General features: G+C 74.3%; 14 protein-coding genes. 10 read left to right on the plus strand and 4 right to left on the minus strand.

All coding sequences use genetic code 11. The annotated features are described in order from the left end of the window. The first annotated feature begins 35 nt into the window (after window positions 1–35). On the plus strand, window positions 36–965 hold the full coding sequence (locus AB0M92_RS31030) for an aldo/keto reductase (RefSeq protein WP_366105631.1): 930 nt from the start codon (window positions 36–38) through the stop codon (window positions 963–965). A gap of 15 nt (window positions 966–980) precedes the next feature. Here AB0M92_RS31030 and AB0M92_RS31035 read toward each other — a convergent pair whose 3' ends face one another. Continuing rightward, on the minus strand, window positions 981–1637 hold the full coding sequence (locus AB0M92_RS31035; RefSeq protein WP_366105633.1) for a hypothetical protein: 657 nt from the start codon (window positions 1635–1637) through the stop codon (window positions 981–983). 132 nt (window positions 1638–1769) lie between these two features. Here AB0M92_RS31035 and AB0M92_RS31040 point away from each other — a divergent pair, with 132 nt between their 5' ends. The 9 genes from AB0M92_RS31040 (at window position 1770) to AB0M92_RS31080 (ending at window position 9270) form a co-directional block, all read left to right on the plus strand. Continuing rightward, the gene (locus AB0M92_RS31040) at window positions 1770–2447 is read left to right on the plus strand and encodes a response regulator transcription factor (protein ID WP_366105634.1); all 678 of its coding nucleotides are present in this window, start codon (window positions 1770–1772) and stop codon (window positions 2445–2447) included. 124 nt (window positions 2448–2571) lie between these two features. Further along, complete coding sequence (locus AB0M92_RS31045; RefSeq protein WP_366105671.1) at window positions 2572–3945, plus strand: HAMP domain-containing sensor histidine kinase; 1374 nt, start codon at window positions 2572–2574, stop codon at window positions 3943–3945. 144 nt (window positions 3946–4089) lie between these two features. Next, the gene (locus AB0M92_RS31050) at window positions 4090–4317 is read left to right on the plus strand and encodes a hypothetical protein (protein ID WP_366105635.1); all 228 of its coding nucleotides are present in this window, start codon (window positions 4090–4092) and stop codon (window positions 4315–4317) included. Beyond that, window positions 4314–5240 carry a sigma-70 family RNA polymerase sigma factor gene (locus AB0M92_RS31055; protein ID WP_366105636.1) on the plus strand — a complete coding sequence of 309 codons (927 nt, stop codon included), beginning with the start codon at window positions 4314–4316 and terminating at the stop codon, window positions 5238–5240. Before AB0M92_RS31050 ends, AB0M92_RS31055 begins: the two co-directional genes overlap by 4 nt. Beyond that, the gene (locus AB0M92_RS31060; RefSeq protein ID WP_366105637.1) at window positions 5224–6018 is read left to right on the plus strand and encodes a hypothetical protein; all 795 of its coding nucleotides are present in this window, start codon (window positions 5224–5226) and stop codon (window positions 6016–6018) included. The genes AB0M92_RS31055 and AB0M92_RS31060 overlap by 17 nt, the downstream gene beginning before the upstream one ends. Before the next feature lie 111 nt (window positions 6019–6129). Beyond that, window positions 6130–6576 (plus strand): GntR family transcriptional regulator, encoded by a 447-nt coding sequence (locus AB0M92_RS31065; RefSeq protein ID WP_366105638.1) that lies wholly within the window; start codon window positions 6130–6132, stop codon window positions 6574–6576. After that, entirely contained in the window at window positions 6573–7505 is a 933-nt protein-coding gene (locus tag AB0M92_RS31070; protein ID WP_366105639.1) for an ABC transporter ATP-binding protein, read from the plus strand. The genes AB0M92_RS31065 and AB0M92_RS31070 overlap by 4 nt, the downstream gene beginning before the upstream one ends. Next, a complete protein-coding gene (locus tag AB0M92_RS31075) occupies window positions 7502–8449 on the plus strand; it encodes a transporter (protein WP_366105640.1) in 948 nt (315 codons plus the stop codon). Before AB0M92_RS31070 ends, AB0M92_RS31075 begins: the two co-directional genes overlap by 4 nt. 47 nt (window positions 8450–8496) lie before the next feature. After that, a complete protein-coding gene (locus tag AB0M92_RS31080; protein ID WP_366105641.1) occupies window positions 8497–9270 on the plus strand; it encodes a class I SAM-dependent methyltransferase in 774 nt (257 codons plus the stop codon). A gap of 61 nt (window positions 9271–9331) precedes the next feature. On the opposite strand, the gene AB0M92_RS31085 is transcribed toward AB0M92_RS31080, so the two are convergent. The 3 genes from AB0M92_RS31085 to AB0M92_RS31095 form a co-directional block, all read right to left on the minus strand. Further along, window positions 9332–10618: a serine hydrolase domain-containing protein gene (locus AB0M92_RS31085; RefSeq protein WP_366105672.1), complete on the minus strand. Its 1287-nt coding sequence runs from the start codon at window positions 10616–10618 to the stop codon at window positions 9332–9334. Between the two features lie 136 nt (window positions 10619–10754). Then, window positions 10755–14654, minus strand: a complete 3900-nt coding sequence (locus AB0M92_RS31090; RefSeq protein ID WP_366105642.1) for a helix-turn-helix domain-containing protein — start codon at window positions 14652–14654, stop codon at window positions 10755–10757. Window positions 14655–14828: 174 nt separating this feature from the next. Next, window positions 14829–15404, minus strand: coding sequence for a hypothetical protein (locus tag AB0M92_RS31095; protein ID WP_366105643.1), 576 nt, complete (start codon window positions 15402–15404; stop codon window positions 14829–14831). Window positions 15405–15490 lie beyond the last annotated feature (86 nt).

Below are 15490 nucleotides of genomic sequence, written 5' to 3' on the forward strand. Positions count from 1 at the left end.
GGCCCCGACCCTACCGCGGTGCGGATCCTTTCGGCATGACCTCTCAGACCCCCGATCAGACCCCCGATCAGACCCCCGACGCAGCCGCATCCGGCACGTGGAAGCTCGGCGACCTCGAAGTGAACCGCCTCGGCTTCGGCGCGATGCGCCTGACCCAGAACGGCCCGGCCTTCGCCCCCGGCGCCGCCCCCAGCGACCGCGGCCGGGCGATCGGCGTCCTGCGCCGCGCCGTCGAACTCGGCGTGAACCACATCGACACCGCCGCCTTCTACTTCTCCCCGCTGCGCTCCGCGAACGAGCTGATCAACACGGCCCTGGCCCCCTACCCGGACGACCTCGTCATCACCACCAAGGTCGGCCCCGGCCGCGCCCTGTCCGGGGAGTTCCTGCCGCACGCCACCCCCGGACAGCTGCGCGGCCAGGTCGAGGAGAACCTCCGCCAGCTCGGCCGCGACCACCTCGACGTGGTGAACCTGCGCATCGTCGGGACCGATTCGATCGCCGAGCGCTTCGGCGCCCTGGCCGAACTGCGCCAAGCCGGACTCATCCGCCACCTGGGCCTGTCCAACGTCCTGCCCGGGCACCTCGCCGAAGCACGGGCCATCGCGCCCGTGGTCTGCGTACAGAACCTGTACGGACTCGGCGCCGCTCCCGAGCAGGAGGCGTTCCTGCGCACCTGCGGGGAGCAGGGGATCGCATACGTGCCCTTCTACTCGATCGCAGGCACGGGACGCGAAGCGGGCGCGAGCGGCGCCGAGCACCCGGAGGTGCTCGCCGTGGCCCGCGCCCACGGGGTGGGCGCCGCCGAGATCCGGCTGGCGTGGACCCTGCACCGCGGACCGCACGTCCTGGCCATCCCCGGCACGGGGAACCCGGACCACCTCACCGCCAACGTGGCCGCGGGCTCCCTGCGCCTGTCCGCCGAGGACCTCGCCCTCCTGGACTCGGCCGGCCGGAGCGCCTGAGGGCCGGGCGCGCGGTCAGCGGGTACCGACCGGACCCTTCCCGACGGGGGTGTTGCCGGTGACGGCGCCGTCGGCGCCGGCCAGCGTCACGGCGTGCCGGACCCCGTCCGTACCCAGGACGACGGCCAGCCACGCGCTGCCGCCGCCCTGCTGGGCCACGGGACGCAGCGATTCCAGCTTGCCGCCCTCCACGGCGGCCGTCGCCTTCTCCACGGCCTGGGCCGCCGACAGCGCGGGCAGCGGCGCGGGGGCGCCGCCCTTGGCGGAGCCGCCGGCCCGGCCGCCGCCGGGACCGCCCGGACCGCGGCCCGCCGGCCCGCTCTCGTCCGGGAAGGTGCGGTCGCCGTCGACGATCTCGGGCTCGCCGCCCTTGCGCGCCATCGGACCCGGCCGGCCCCCCATCGGACCCTCGCCCGGGCCGTGCGCGCGGACCTTGGCGGCGAAACCGCCCCGCACGTGGTCGTGGTGGCCGTGCTCGGCCACCGCCACCGCGGCCAGTCCGCCGCCGATCACGACGACCGCCCCGAGGGCCACCCATCTCGTACGCCCTTCCCGGGCGAGGCGGACCAGCCGGCCGCGGCGGCCCGCCGCGCCGCCGCCCGCGCCGGCCAGGGTCTTGGCCTCGTCCGGGCCGGCGGGCGGATCGGCGGGCTGGGGACTGGACTGAGTCATCGACATGCTCCTCGCGTTCTGCGGGCACGCTGCCCGGCTGGGCAGATCGTGCGCGCCGGATGCTGAAGCCCTGCTGAAGCCGGCTGAAGACCTCTTCAGCAAGCGGACGGCGCGACCTGAGAACCTGTCCCCATGCGCGTACTGGTGGTCGAGGACGAACGGCGGCTCGCCGCTGCCCTCCAGCGGGGTCTGCGGGCCGAGGGCTTCACCGTGGACGTGGCCCACGACGGCCCGCAGGGCCTGTGGCTGGCCGGGGAGCACGACTACGACGCCATCGTGCTCGACATCATGCTGCCCGGACTCAACGGCTACCGGGTCTGCGCCCGGCTGCGCGCGAGCGGCTGCGAGTCGGGGATCTTGATGCTCACCGCCAAGGACGGCGAGTACGACGAGGCCGAGGCCCTCGACACCGGCGCGGACGACTTCCTGTCGAAGCCGTTCTCCTACGTGGTCCTCGTCGCCCGGCTGCGCGCCCTCATCCGGCGCACCGGCCGCCGCAGTCCGCAGATCATGGAGTTCGGCGATCTCGTGATCGACCCGGCCGGGCAGCGGTGCACGCGCGCCGGGTCCGAAGCCCGGCTGACCTCCCGCGAGTTCGCCGTCCTCGTGTACCTGGCCCGGCGGGCCGGGGAGGTCGTTCCCAAACGGGAGATACTGGAGCACGTCTGGGACGCGGCGTACGAGGGCGACCTCAACGTGGTCGAGGTCCATGTCAGCGCCCTGCGCCGGAAGATCGACGCACCCTTCGGACGGGCCGCCGTGGAGACCGTCCGCGGCGCGGGCTACCGGCTGGCGGCCGACGGTGGCTGACCGCGGACCCGTCGGCGCCGCCGCGGCCCGCGTCCTCGGCCGCTTCCCGCTGCACGCCGGCGCCCGGATCCGTGAGCTCGTACGGGGCCCGCGCCCGAAGTCCGCAGGCGACCTCGCCCGGCGCCTGCGCCCCCGGTCGGTCCGGGCCCGGGCCACGCTCGGCGCCTCGGCCGTGGTGGCCCTGGCGCTCGGCGCCGCGTCCTTCGCCCTGCTCGGGATCCTGGACGGCAACCTGATGCGGGACGCCCAGGCCGCCGCCGAGCGCGAAGCCCTCTCCACCGCCGGGCTGGTGGCCGCGGGCCGGTTCGACACCGTCGTGACCCCCGGGCGCGGCACCGACTTCGTCCAGATCGTCGACGCCCGGGGCCGGGTCCTGGCGGCGAGTCCCAACCTGGCCGGCCGCCCCGCCCTCTCCCCGGCACGCCCGGGACGGCCCGGCACGGTCCGCGACACCTGGAAGGAGGGCCCGGCGCGCGGCGACCGCCGCCACCGCGTCGTCCAGGTCACCACCGTCACCGCGGACGGCCTCGTCACCGTGTACGCCGGGACCTCCCTGAGGGAGGCCGACACCGCCGACGACGTCATCACCGGCGTGCTCGCGGTCGTGGTTCCGCTGCTCGTGCTCACCGTGGCCCTGGTCACCTGGCGGGTGACCGGCTGGGCGCTGCGGCCCGTCGAGGCGATCCGCGCCGAGGTCGCCGCGATCAGCGACCGCGATCTGCACCGGCGGGTGCCGGTGCCGCGCAGCCAGGACGAGATCGCCCGCCTCGCCGTCACCATGAACGCCACCCTGGACCGGCTGGAAGCCGCCGGGATCCGCCAGCGCCGGTTCATCGCCGACGCCTCGCACGAGCTCCGCAGCCCGATCACCGTGCTCCGCACCCAGCTCGAAGTCGCCCAGGCCCACCCGGACCCGGCGCTGTGGGGCGAGCTGGTCAGCGGGGCCCTGGAGGACACCGTACGGCTCCAGGACCTCGCCGCCGACCTGCTCCTGCTGGCCCGCCTGGACACCGGGGAGGCGCCGCCGGACGCTCCCGTCGACCTGGCGGACGTGGCCCGGGAGGCGGCCCGCTCGCGCCGCCGGGACCGCATCCCCGTCGACATGGAGATCGCTCCCGAGGCGGTCGTGCGCGGCAGCACCCTGTGGCTCTCGCGGCTCGTCACGAACCTGCTGGACAACGCCCAGCGCCACGCCGACCGGAGGGTCCGGCTCGTCCTGCGCGCCGACGGGCCCGCGCGCACCGCCGTACTGGAGGTCCGCGACGACGGGCCCGGCATCGCGGTCGCGGACCGGGAGCGGGTCTTCGAGCGGTTCACCCGTCTCGACGACGCCCGCAGCCGCGACGAGGGGGGCACCGGCCTGGGTCTGGCGATAGCCCGCGACATCGCCACCCGCCTGGGCGGATCCCTCACGGTCGAGGACGCGCCGGCCGGTGCCCGGCTGGTGGCCAGGATCCCCCTCGAACCTGACGGAAGCGGGGCGGACGCCGGGTTCTGATTGTTCCCCGTTCTGCTCTTTTCGCACCTGTCCAACTCTGTTCACTCCATGCTTGCTTCGGCTCCTGAAGGGGGGCGTGGCAACGCCATGAGCCGCATCCCGGACAGACACCAACCAGGCGCAAAGCAGCCAGAGGACGGCGCGATGAAGAACAACCGGATGATCGTCACCGTGGTGGCGCTCTTAGCGATCTTCGCCTTCAGCGTGGTGATGGTGGTGGCGGGACAGCCCGTCGCGGCCGTCACCGCCCTGATCCCGTCGGTCGCACTGGGCGTGCAGCAGATCGTGCAGGCGGGCACCGGGGTGGCCGAGAGCCGCCGCGAGCGGCCCGCCGCGCAGGTGCCCGACCGGGAAGAGGAGCCGCGGGGATGAACCTCCACTCGGCACCCCAGGACCTCCCCGAGGGCCGGCGCGGCAGGCCCGGCCGGCCGCTGGGCCCCATCACCGAGGGCACCGGGCCGGCGCACCGCGCCTGGCTGGAGCCGCTGCGCGACGCCATCCACGGCAAGGGAGTGACCCTGGACGAGCTCCAGGCCCGGACCGGCCGGGACAAGGGGCACATATCGGAACTGCTGCGGGCCGTCGGACGCTACCCGCGCTGGGTGTTCGTGCGCACGGTGCTCCTCGCGCTGGAGCGGCCCGGCCTGCCGTACGACTCGATGCGGCTGCGCTGGGTGATCGCGGCCCAGGACATCGGCAAGCGCACCTCGTGGATCAAGGACTGCCTCCACGAGGGCGGCGCCCGCCACCGCACCGCGAACACCTCGGCCCCGCTGGACTTCCGGGCCTTCCAGCAGATGCACCGGCCGCACTACACCAGCTACGCCTCGGCGTTCCTGCGCCGGGGCGGCCTGGTCGAGAAGGCCGTCGACGACGTGTTCACGCTCCTGCTGATGCTGTGGCACGACGCGCTCGCCAGCGAGAACCCCGAGCGGTTCGCATGGCCGATGCTGCGCCAGACCGTGCTCGAACGGGCCTCGAAGGAGAACGGCCGGCCCTCCCTCGTCGAGGCCGCCTTCGAGACGGTCGCCCTCGGTCTCGCCCCCGACCCGGTCGGGCAGGTCGAGGAGTCCATGGCCCTGTTCCGGGCCGTCGGGGGCCTGCCGCCCATGCAGCGGGACGTCATCGTCCTGCTCCACCTGTGCGGACTGGAGGAGGCCCGGGCGGCGGACGAACTGGGCGTCTCCCCGGCCTCCGTGCGTTCCACCGCGCGACACGCCAAACGCAATCTGCACGCCGTCCTGTACCCGGACACGACCACCGAGGAGGAGGTCTCCGGTGACCTCGACGATTGACCAACTGCTGGCCCGCGCCCGCCTCCACACGGCTCCGCACGCTCCCGCCGACATCGCGGACACCGGCGGCGCACCGCACCGCGGGGTGATCGCCGGGGCCTGCGGCGCGGCGCCCGGCGAACCGCGGAAGGACATGCGGGGAGCCGCCCGCGACCTGCGGGCCCTGTGCGAGACGGCCGTCACGGGCGCCGCGGTCGCCGCGCTCGGGGACTTCCTCACGCACAAACTGCCCCAGCCCTCCGGGGCGCGCGTGCTGGGCTGCATCCTGCTGCTCACCGACGCCGAGGACTCCGCCCGGTTCTGGTGGCAGTACGCCGCCGGCGCCGGGGACTCGATCGCCTCGTACTGCCTGTACCTCCACCACCTCGCGCTCGGGGAGGACCACGAGGCCGTCTGGTGGCGGCGCCAGACGGTGCCGGCCGCCACGGGGCGGGCGGCGGACGCTCCGCCCCCCTCGGACGTGCCGGACACGTCCACGGTGGTCTTCGACGGCGCGGAGCGCGATCTGGCCGCCGACGCGAGCCTGCCCACGACCCTGCGCGTCCTGCGGGCGCTGCGTCCCGGCGGAGCCGGGTCCGGGCGCGGTACGGGCACGGTCAGAGCCGTCATGGAGTACGTCTCGGCCGCCGTCAGCTACGTCGACGACGATCTCGAACTCCCGCTGCCCGACCCGGACTTCACCGATCGCATCCGCGACCTGACCGCCGCTCCCGGCCGCCCGCCGAAATCGGGCCCCCGCACCCCGCCCCGCCTCCCGCCCCGCCTGCGGGCCACTTGATCAGGTAGGAGCGGCCTTCGGGTTCCTGCCGCCCCGCACGTCCGCGATTTGACGGACCGTGACCTCTCGCCACATCATTCCACTAAGGCATTAGTGGAATGAGGCAGGCGCATGATCGAGTTTCAGGTGGACCGGCACAGCGGTGTCGCCACGTACCTGCAGCTCGCCAACCAGGTGAAACAGGCGCTCCGACTGGGCGTCTTGGAACCGGGGGACCGGCTGCCGACCGCCAGGGCCGTGGTGGAGGCCACCGCGATCAACCCCAACACCGTGCTGAAGGCCTACCGAGAGCTGGAGCGCGAGGGGCTCGTCGAACCCCGCCCGGGACAGGGCACGTTCGTCACCCGCTCGCTCTCCCGCCCCGAAGCCGCCGCCGATTCGCCCCTGCGCGCCGACCTCGTCGGCTGGGTGACCCGCGCACACGCCGCCGGGCTGGGGCGCGAGGACGTACTGGCGCTCGTCGAGGCGGCGCTCGCCGAGGCGGCGGCGCGGCCGCCGGGACCGGCGGGATCCGCGGCGGCCGGCACGCAACGACCGTCACGAGAGGACACCACGTGAACGACCCGACCGCCGAACCGGCGCTCCGGGCAACCGCGATAGGGCAGCGGTTCCGGGGGAACCAGGCCCTGCACGACTGCGCCTTCGAACTGCCGGCGGGGCGGATCGCCGCGCTCGTCGGCCCCAACGGGGCCGGCAAGAGCACGCTGTTCCACCTCGTGACCGGCCTGCTGCGGCCCACCACCGGGGAGATGCGGGTCTTCGGCGCCCTCCCCGGCACCCGGGCCGCCCGAACCCGGACGGCCTTCGTCAGCCAGGACAAGCCGCTCTACCCGCAGTTCACCGTCGCGGAGATGCTGTCCGTGGGCCGCAGACTCAGCCCCCGCCACTGGGACCAGGCCAAGGCAGAACGCATCGTCGGTGAGGGCGGGATCCCGCCCGGGACCCGGATTGGCACCCTCTCCGGAGGCAGGCGCACCCGCGTCGCGCTGGCCCTGGCCCTCGGCAAACAGGCCGACCTGCTCCTGCTGGACGAGCCGCTCGCCGACCTCGACCCGCTGGTGCGCCACGAGGTGATGGGCCTGCTGATGGCCGAGGTCGCCGACCGCGGGATCACCGTCGTGATCTCCTCGCACGTCCTGCCGGAGCTGGAGAACGTCTGCGACCACGTGCTGCTCCTGCAAGGCGGCCGGATCCGGCTCGCGGGCGACACCCAGGACCTGCGCGAGGCCCACACCCGCCTGACCGGCCGCGCCGACCCGGACACCCCGGACGGGCTGCCGCACGGCGCCGACCGCGAAGCCGTCGTCCACGCCACCACCACCGGCCGTCAGCTGACCGCGCTCGTCCGCAACGCGCCCGGCGGCTCCCTCCCTTCGGGGGTCGACGCACGCTGGATCACCGCGACGCCCTCCCTCGAAGAACTCCTGCTCGCCCACCTGCGCTCCGGCCCCCGCAGCGCCGCACATGCAACGGAGGCCGCGGCATGACGGGCACCCTGTGGCTCGCCTGGCGCCAGCAGCGCCTGCTCGTCCTCGCCGGAGCCCTGCTCGTCACGGCCCTCACGGTGTGGGTCGCCCTGCGGCGGGCCGACCTCATGGAGGCCGTCAGCGGCTACGACCTCTCGCAGTGCAAGGGCTGGAACGGCGAATGCCCGCCCGAGACCTACGCCGCCATGTCCGAGAGCAGCGGGGGCATCCGCCTCCTGGGCGCCATCGGCCTGGCCCTCCCGGCGGCCATCGGCATGTTCTGGGGAGCCCCGCTCATCGGCCGCGAGCTGGAGAGCGGCACGATCAAGGTCGTCCTCACCCAGGACACCGGCGTCCGCAGCTGGTTCGCCGCCCGCTTCGGCCTGGCCGCGTTCTGCGCCGCCACCGTCTCCACCGCCGTCGCGGGACTCCTCGCCTGGTGGTGGGCGCCGATCGCCAACATGTACGACGGGGTGTACTGGCACGACCCGTACATCCTCAACGCGTCCGGTCCCTCGGCCGTGGCCGGCGCCCTGTTCGCCCTGGCCGCCGGCACCGCGATCGGCCTGCTGGTCCGCCGTACGCTCCCCGCGATGGGCGTGACCCTCGCCGCGGTCCTCGCCGTGGCCGCCGTACTGACCTTCTTCCGCCGGGACTTCGTCACCCCCGTCGACCGGATCACCCCCGGCACGCAGCCCAAGCAGCCCATCGGCAGCGCCTGGTCGGCGGGATACCGCTACCTCACCCCCGACGGGGCCCAGCACCCGCTGGAGAACTGCCTGTTCTCGGGCGGGCAACTGCGCGCGTGCATGGAAGAACACGGCTTCACGGGCCGGGTCCACAAGGTCTACCCCAGCTCCGACTTCTGGACCTTCCAGGGAATCGACACCACGGTCTACCTGCTCCTCGCCCTGGCCCTCGTCACGCTGACGACCGTCCGGCTGCGCGGCCGCCGCCTCGGCTGAGCCCGCCTGTCAGGCCCTCTCCACCGCTTCTTCCGGAGGAACCTCCCATGGCAACCAAGAAGAACCTCATCGCCAACCGCACCACCTTGACCCACAAGGTCCGCTACGCGGCGCGCAACCCCGCGCGCATCGGCCCGTACGTCCGCCGCGCCGCCCGCGACAGCTGGCTGCGGCTCAAGCACCCCGACCACGTGGGCTACTACCGGGCGGTCATGGCCTCCGACACCGCCCGCAATCCCGAGGCCGCGGTCGGCAGCCAGACCCACGACCGGTGGCTGGCCCTCGGCAAGATGCAGTTCGAGTACCTGGTGGAGCACGGCCTCGCCCCGCACCACGCGATGCTGGACATCGGCTGCGGCAACCTGCGCGCCGGCTGGCGGTTCATCGAGCACCTCGATCCCGGCCGGTACTACGGCATCGACATCTCGCCGGACATCCTCATATCCGCCAAGCAGACGCTGGCCCGCCAGGAGCTCCAGGGCAAGCTGCCGCACCTCACCCTCACCCAGGACCTCACGCTCGACTTCCTGCCCGAGGCGCACTTCGACGTCGTGCACGCCCACAGCGTGTTCTCCCACTCGCCGATCGAGATCATCGAGGAGTGCTTCGCCCACGTCGGCCGCATCCTGGCCCCGGGCGGCTTCTTCGACTTCACCTTCGACCGGACCGAGGGCACCGAACACCAGGTCCTGCGGGAGGACTTCTACTACCGCACCCGGACCCTCGTCGACCTCGCGGCCCGCCACGGGCTGAAGGCCCGGTTCATGGAGGACTGGGAGCGCTTCGGCCACGGCCAGTCCAAGATCCGCGTCACCGCCTGAGAACGCGACGCGCCGCCCGGCCGGACCGCAGGGTCCGGCCGGGCGGCATCCGTCACCGGGGTCAGCGCGAGCCGCGCTCCGGGAGGTCCTGCTCGGCCGGGGCCGCGGTCAGCGCCGGCAGCAGCGCGAAGCCGCGCTGGGAGGGCGCGGCCGCCGGGCCTGCCGCCGGGGTCTTCTTCCCGCAGAACGCGCCTTCGAGCGTGCCGCCGAGGGCCGTGTTCGCCTCGCCCTTGTTCGAGGTGTTCGCCACCGCCGCCAGGCTGCGCTTGCCGTCACGCGTGGAGAAGGCGTACGTGTAGAAGCCCTGCACCGTGCCGGTGTGCCCGTACACCGACGTACCGCACGACAGGTCGTAGCGGCGCAGGCCCAGGCCGTAGAAGCGGCTGTTCGCCGCGTCCGTCGGGGTCATCGTGAGCATGGCGTCCAGCGTGCCCGGCTTCAGCAGCTTGCCGGCGAGCAGCGCCGACGTGAAGGTGTTCAGATCGGCCGCGTTCGAGATCATCGCGCCGGCGGACTGCGCCCAGGAGACGGTCTGTTCGGTGGAGTCGACCAGCGGCGCCCCCGCCTCGTCCGGGTGCAGGTAGCCGTGCAGGTGGGCGCCCTTGATCTCCGTCGAGGGGTGGACGTACGAGGTGTTCTTCAGGCCCAGCGGCTTGATGATGCGCTTCTCGTACTCCTTGGCCACGCCGTGACCGGTGGCCTTCTCGATGAGCATGCCGACGACCACGAAGTTGGTGTTGGAGTACTGGTACGAGACGCCCGGCTGGGTCGTGCGCGGCTCGCGCAGCGAGAGGGCGACCAGCTCCTGGTAGGTGAAGACCTTGTTCCGGACGGCCTCGAAGCCGGGCACGGTCTTGTCGAACATGGCGTTGGTGTAGTCGGACAACCCGCTGCGGTGGGTCATCAGGTGACGGACCGTGATGCGGTCGTCGGGCAGCAGGCCGGGCAGGTACTGGTTGACCGGGGCGTCCAGGCTGATCTTGCCCTCGTCCACCAGCTGGAGCAGGACGACGCTGGAGAACGTCTTGGTGACGCTGCCGATCCGGAAGCGGCCGTTCACGTCCATGGCCGCGCCCGTGGTCCGGTCCTGGACGCCGACCGCGCTGGTCAGCGGCGCACCGGAGCCGGTGATGCGGACCATCGCGCCGGGAGCCCCGACGGCCAGGGTGTTCTTCAACGCCTGTGTGACGGCCGCCATGTCGGGCTTCGGGGCGTGCGCGGCGGTGGTCTGCGCCGCGGCCGGGGCGGCGAACGGGCTCGCGGCCGCCTGGGCGGCGGTCGCCGGCACCACGCCGGCCACGACGGCGAGCAGGGCGGCACTGAGAGTCAGGCGTCGGTCGAGAGGCAGGCGCACGATGTTCCTCAACTACGGGATGACGGGACGGGATTAGCTGTCGCAGTCGCGAACTCGCCGCCGCGGGGCGGTCAAGTCCGCGGGCTGTGATCGTACGTGCCCCGCCGGTCCGGCTCGTGCACCCGCTTGCTCAGAACGTGCAGGCAGGGGCGCTTTTCAGCCACTCGGTGCCCGTGCGCAGCCGGCAGATCTCCGCCAGCCGGGCCTTCGGATCCGGGTTCCACAGCCGCACCGTGCCGTCGTTGCTGCTGCTCGCCACCGTGCGTCCGTCGGGCGAGAAGACCACGCCCCACACCGCGCTCGTGTGTCCCGTCAGGGCGGCCCAGGACCGCCTTCCGGCCACCTCCCAGAGCCGCACCGTACGGTCGTTGCCGCTGCTGGCCAGCCATCGTCCGTCGGGGGAGAAGGCGATGGCGCGCACGGAGCCGGTGTGGCCCGACAGTACGGCCCCCGCCCCGGCCGCCGGCCCCGCCCGCCGGGCGTCCCACAGACGTACGGTGCCGTCGTTCCCGCTGCTCGCCAGCGTCCGCCCGTCCGGGCTGAACGCGACCGCCCGGACCGCGCCCGCGTGCCCGGTGAGCGTGGCCAGCGGCCGCCGCCCGGGCACGTCCCACAGACGTACGGTCAGATCGTCGCCGGCGCTGGCCAGCGTGCGACCGTCCGGGCTGAACGCCACGCCGTTCGCGAAATCCGTATGACCGGTGAGCGTACCCAGGGCGGTACGGGAGGCCACGTCCCAGAGCCGGACCGTCCGGTCGGAACCGGCCGAGGCCAGCAGCCGCCCGTCGGGGGAGAACGCCACCGCGTACACGATCCCGCCGTGCCCGGTGAGCGTGCCCAGTGCCGTACGGGAGGCCACGTCCCAGAGCCGGACCGTCCCGTCGGCGCCCGCCGAGGCAAGGAGGCGCCCGTCCGGGGAGAAGGCCACCGAGAACACCGTCGCGGTGTGGCCCGCGAGCGGGGCGACCACCCGCCGCCCCGCCACCTCCCACAGCAGCACCGTGTGGTCGGCGTCCGCGGTGGCCAGCAGTTTCCCGTCCGGGCTGTAGGCGGCCTGCCAGATCTCGGTGAACGGGCGCGCGGTCAGCACCGGACCGCGCAGGTCCCAGAGCACCACCGACTGGTCGAAGGCCGCGGTGGCCAGCAACGCGCCGCCGGAGTCCACCGCGACCCCGAGCACGTAGTCGGTGTGCCCGGCGAGCGTGGCGAGCGCCCGGCCGCCGCGCACGTCCCACAACCGGGTGGTGCCGTCGCCGCCCGCGCTGACGACCGTGGTGCCGTCGGGGGTGTAGACGACCGCGTTGATGTCGTCGTTGTGACCCGTCAGCGCCGTCGTCGTACGGCGCTCGGCCACGTCCCACAGCCGCAGGGTCCGGTCCACGCCCCCGGAGGCCACCGTCCGCCCGTCCGGCGCGAAGGCCACCGCCAGTACTTCGGCGGTGTGCCCGGAGAGGACCGCGATCTGACGGGCCGCCACCGGATCCCACAGCCGTACGGTCTGATCGGCGCCCGCCGACACCAGCGTCCGGCCGTCCGGCGCGTACGCGAGGGCGTTGACCCGCCCGGTGTGGCCGGTCAGCTCGGTCACGGCCGACCCGCCGCCGGCGGGATCGCACAACCGGACCGTCCCGTCGGTGCCCGCGACGGCGAGCGAGCGCCCGTCGGGAGCGAAGGCCACGGCCCGGGCGTCCGCCGTCCCCGCCGGGAGCACCGCGACGACGTGCCCGTCCGTGTCCCACACCCGCACCGGCCCCTGCGAGGACGTCGCCGCGATGGTCCGGCCGCCCGGCCCGAACGCGATCGCGCGCACCCGGCCCGGCATGGTCAGCGTGGCCGTCGTCCGCCGGTCCGCGACCCGGCGCAGCAGCACCTTCCCGTCGGAACCGGCGCTCGCCAGCAGCCCGTCGCCCGGGGCGAACGCCACCGCGTTGACCGGCCCGCCGTGCCCGCCGAGCCGGGCCAGGAAGGGCTGGGACTGCGTGCTCAGCAGCGCGCCCCGCGCCTCGGGGTTCGCCTCCGTGCGGTACGCCTCCTCCGCGAGCCGCATCGAGGCCTCCGGCTGACCGGCGGCGAGGGAGGTGGACCGGACGGCGAGGGCCTGCGCACGGGCGGTGCGCTCCTGGCGGAGGGCACCCGACCGCTGCTGGTACGCGACGGCCCCGGCGCTCAGGGCCAGGACCAGCAGGACGCCGAGCAGGGCCACCATCCGCTGCCGGAGCCGGACCTGGCGCAACGCCTGCGCCCGGCGCATGTCCTGCGCGGCCCGGCTCGCGCTCAGGAAGGCCGCCTCCCGGGGGCCGAGCCGGCTCCCGCCGCCGAGTTCCCCGGCCCGGGCACGGGCGGCGTCCAGCCGGCTCCCGCGGTACAGGACGGACGGGTCGCGCCCCTCGCGCTCCCACTCCTCGGCGGCGCGGGCCAGTTGCCGGTGGACCAGCAGCCCGTCCCGGTCGGCGTGGATCCAGCCGCGCAGCCGCGGCCAGGCGTGCAGCAGGGCCTCGTGGGTGATCTCGACGGTGTCGCTGTCCATCGTGATCAGCCGGGCCCGGACGAACGCGTCGAGGGCGGCGGCGGCCCGGTCGGCACCGGCGAGCTGCTCCATCAGCTCGGCCCGGGACGTGCGCCGCCGCGTAGCCACCGCGCCGTCGGCGACGTGGACCAGTGCCACCAGGACGCGGCGGATCGTCCGCTGCTCCTCGGGGTACAGGCGGGCGAACACGCTCTCGGCGGTGTGCGCGACCGCGCCCTGGATGCCGCCCGAGTCCTCGTACCCCGCGACGGTCAGGGTGGACCCGGCCCGCCGCTGCCAGGTGGCCATCAGGGCGTGGGAGACCAGCGGCAGCGCACCCGACGGAGCGTCACCGGGCCCGGCCGCAGGGCCGCCGGCGGCCGCGGCGGGCTCCTCCCGCAAGCCCGCGTCGCGCAGCAGCAGCTGGACCAGGCCCGGTTCGAGGGCGAGCCCGGCGAGCTCGGCGGGGCGGGTGATCGACTCGCGCAGCTCGGCGACGGACATCGGGGGGAGGACGAACAACCCGTCCGTGCAGGCCGCGGCCAGTTCGGGCAGGTCCAGACAGCTGCCCGTGAAGTCGGCCCGTACGCCGAGCACCACGACGGCCGGGTCGTGCGCCCTCGTCCCCGGTTCCGCCGTGGCCAGGGCGCACAGGACGTGGACGAAGCCGCGCCGCTCGTCCTCGTCGGAGCAGAGCGTGAAGAGTTCCTCGAACTGGTCCACGAGCAGGACCGGCCGCACGGAGGGGGGCCGGCCATCCCCGGCCCCGCCCGCCTCACCCGCCTCGCCGGGGGAGCCGTCCGCCAGGCCCCGGACGGCTTCCAGCAGGCGTCGCGGCCGCTCGCGCAGTTCCCGCACGGTGATCCCGAGGTCGCCGCCCAGCACCTTGGCGGTGGAGTCCAGGAGCTCTTGGAGGGGATGCGCGGTCGGGGTGAGCCGTACGACCGGCCATCCGTCGGCGCCCGCCATCGGGAATCCGCCGGTGCGCCGCAGGGCCGGTACGAGACCCGCGCTGAGCAGGGAGGACTTTCCGGCGCCCGAACGGCCGACGAGTACCAGCGGGCCGCCGCCGATCCGGTCGAAGACCCGCTCGACCAGGGCGGCGGTCACCCGGTCGCGGCCGAAGAACCAGCCCGCGTCGCGCGAGGTGAACGCGGCGAGGCCGCGGTAGGGGCACTCGCCGGCCGACCGAGCCTGCCCGGAGGCCGCGGCGGTGCGGGGTTTCGGCACCTCGGCCTCCGTGACCAGTTGGAGGAGCGTGCCCCCGGCCTCCAGCACCCGGTCGCAGCGCAGCGCGACATCGTGGGTGACGCGCTTGGCGCCGGTCTCGATCTTGCTCAGATAGCCCTTGCTGTAGTGCGTCCGGCGGGCCAGATCGGCCAGCGACAGACCGCGCTGCACCCGCAGCCGGCGCAACTGGGCCGGAAAGGCCGCGGCGGGGCCGGCGGTGCCGGCCGCTCCGAGTGGATCGGGCTCGTGATCGGTGTGGTGATCGGTGTCGCGTCCGCGGTCCGGGTCCCCCACGGCATCCCCCATGGCACAGCGCGCCCAGGTCGTGAGATGGAACGTCCCAGGCTACCGCGGGGGTCGGACGGCGCGGCGCGCGCCGGGCCGGCGTGGCGCGAGGCGCGCGCCGCCGCGGACCTCCGGGGCCGCCGGGGGAGCGGCGGACCCGGAAGGCCGCGAACGGGTGCCCCGCTACGGGCGATTGAGGGTGATGGAATTGATCGGGGTCAGGTTCGCGTAGACGCCCCGCTGCTGGGCGATGGGGGATCCGCAGCCCGCCCCGCCCGAGCCCGTGCACAGGCTGGCGGTGGCCCCGCCGTACTGGTTGTTGAGGACCCAGTGGCTGCCGTACTGGTTGCTGAGGTTGTGGGCTCCGTAGCTGGTGAAGATGTGGCTCGGCTTGACGGCCGGGTTCTGGTCCTGCGGGTAGATGCAGACCGACCCGTACGGACAGCCGGCCCAGTCGTCGGCGGGCCTGGCGTCGGCCGGGCCGCTCAGTGCCACGACGGCCGCCGCGGCGGTGGCGAGCGCGGCGGCGCCGCGGATCATCTTGCGCATCATGTCCCCCTGTTGGGTGAGTCCCTGGGTTGACGTCGGGGCGAGGGAGCCCGTACCGGCCCGACGCCCCGACTCGCTGACGTCTTCAGCCTTGCCCGGCTGCCGGCGGGGGTCGACGGGTTTCCCGTTGCCCATCGCCGGCCCGGACCGGGAAACCCTGCCCGACCTGCCCCGCAGCGGGACGGCGGGCAACCCGTCACCCGTGGTCACCGGCCGGCTCCCGTCCGCCGCCGTAATGTCCTCCGCCCCGATGGCGGGCAGAATTGAGGGGGCAGCCCGTGTCCGCCGCGCGGGCG

The organism is Streptomyces sp. NPDC051582 (assembly GCF_040681715.1).
GTDB lineage: Bacteria > Actinomycetota > Actinomycetes > Streptomycetales > Streptomycetaceae > Streptomyces.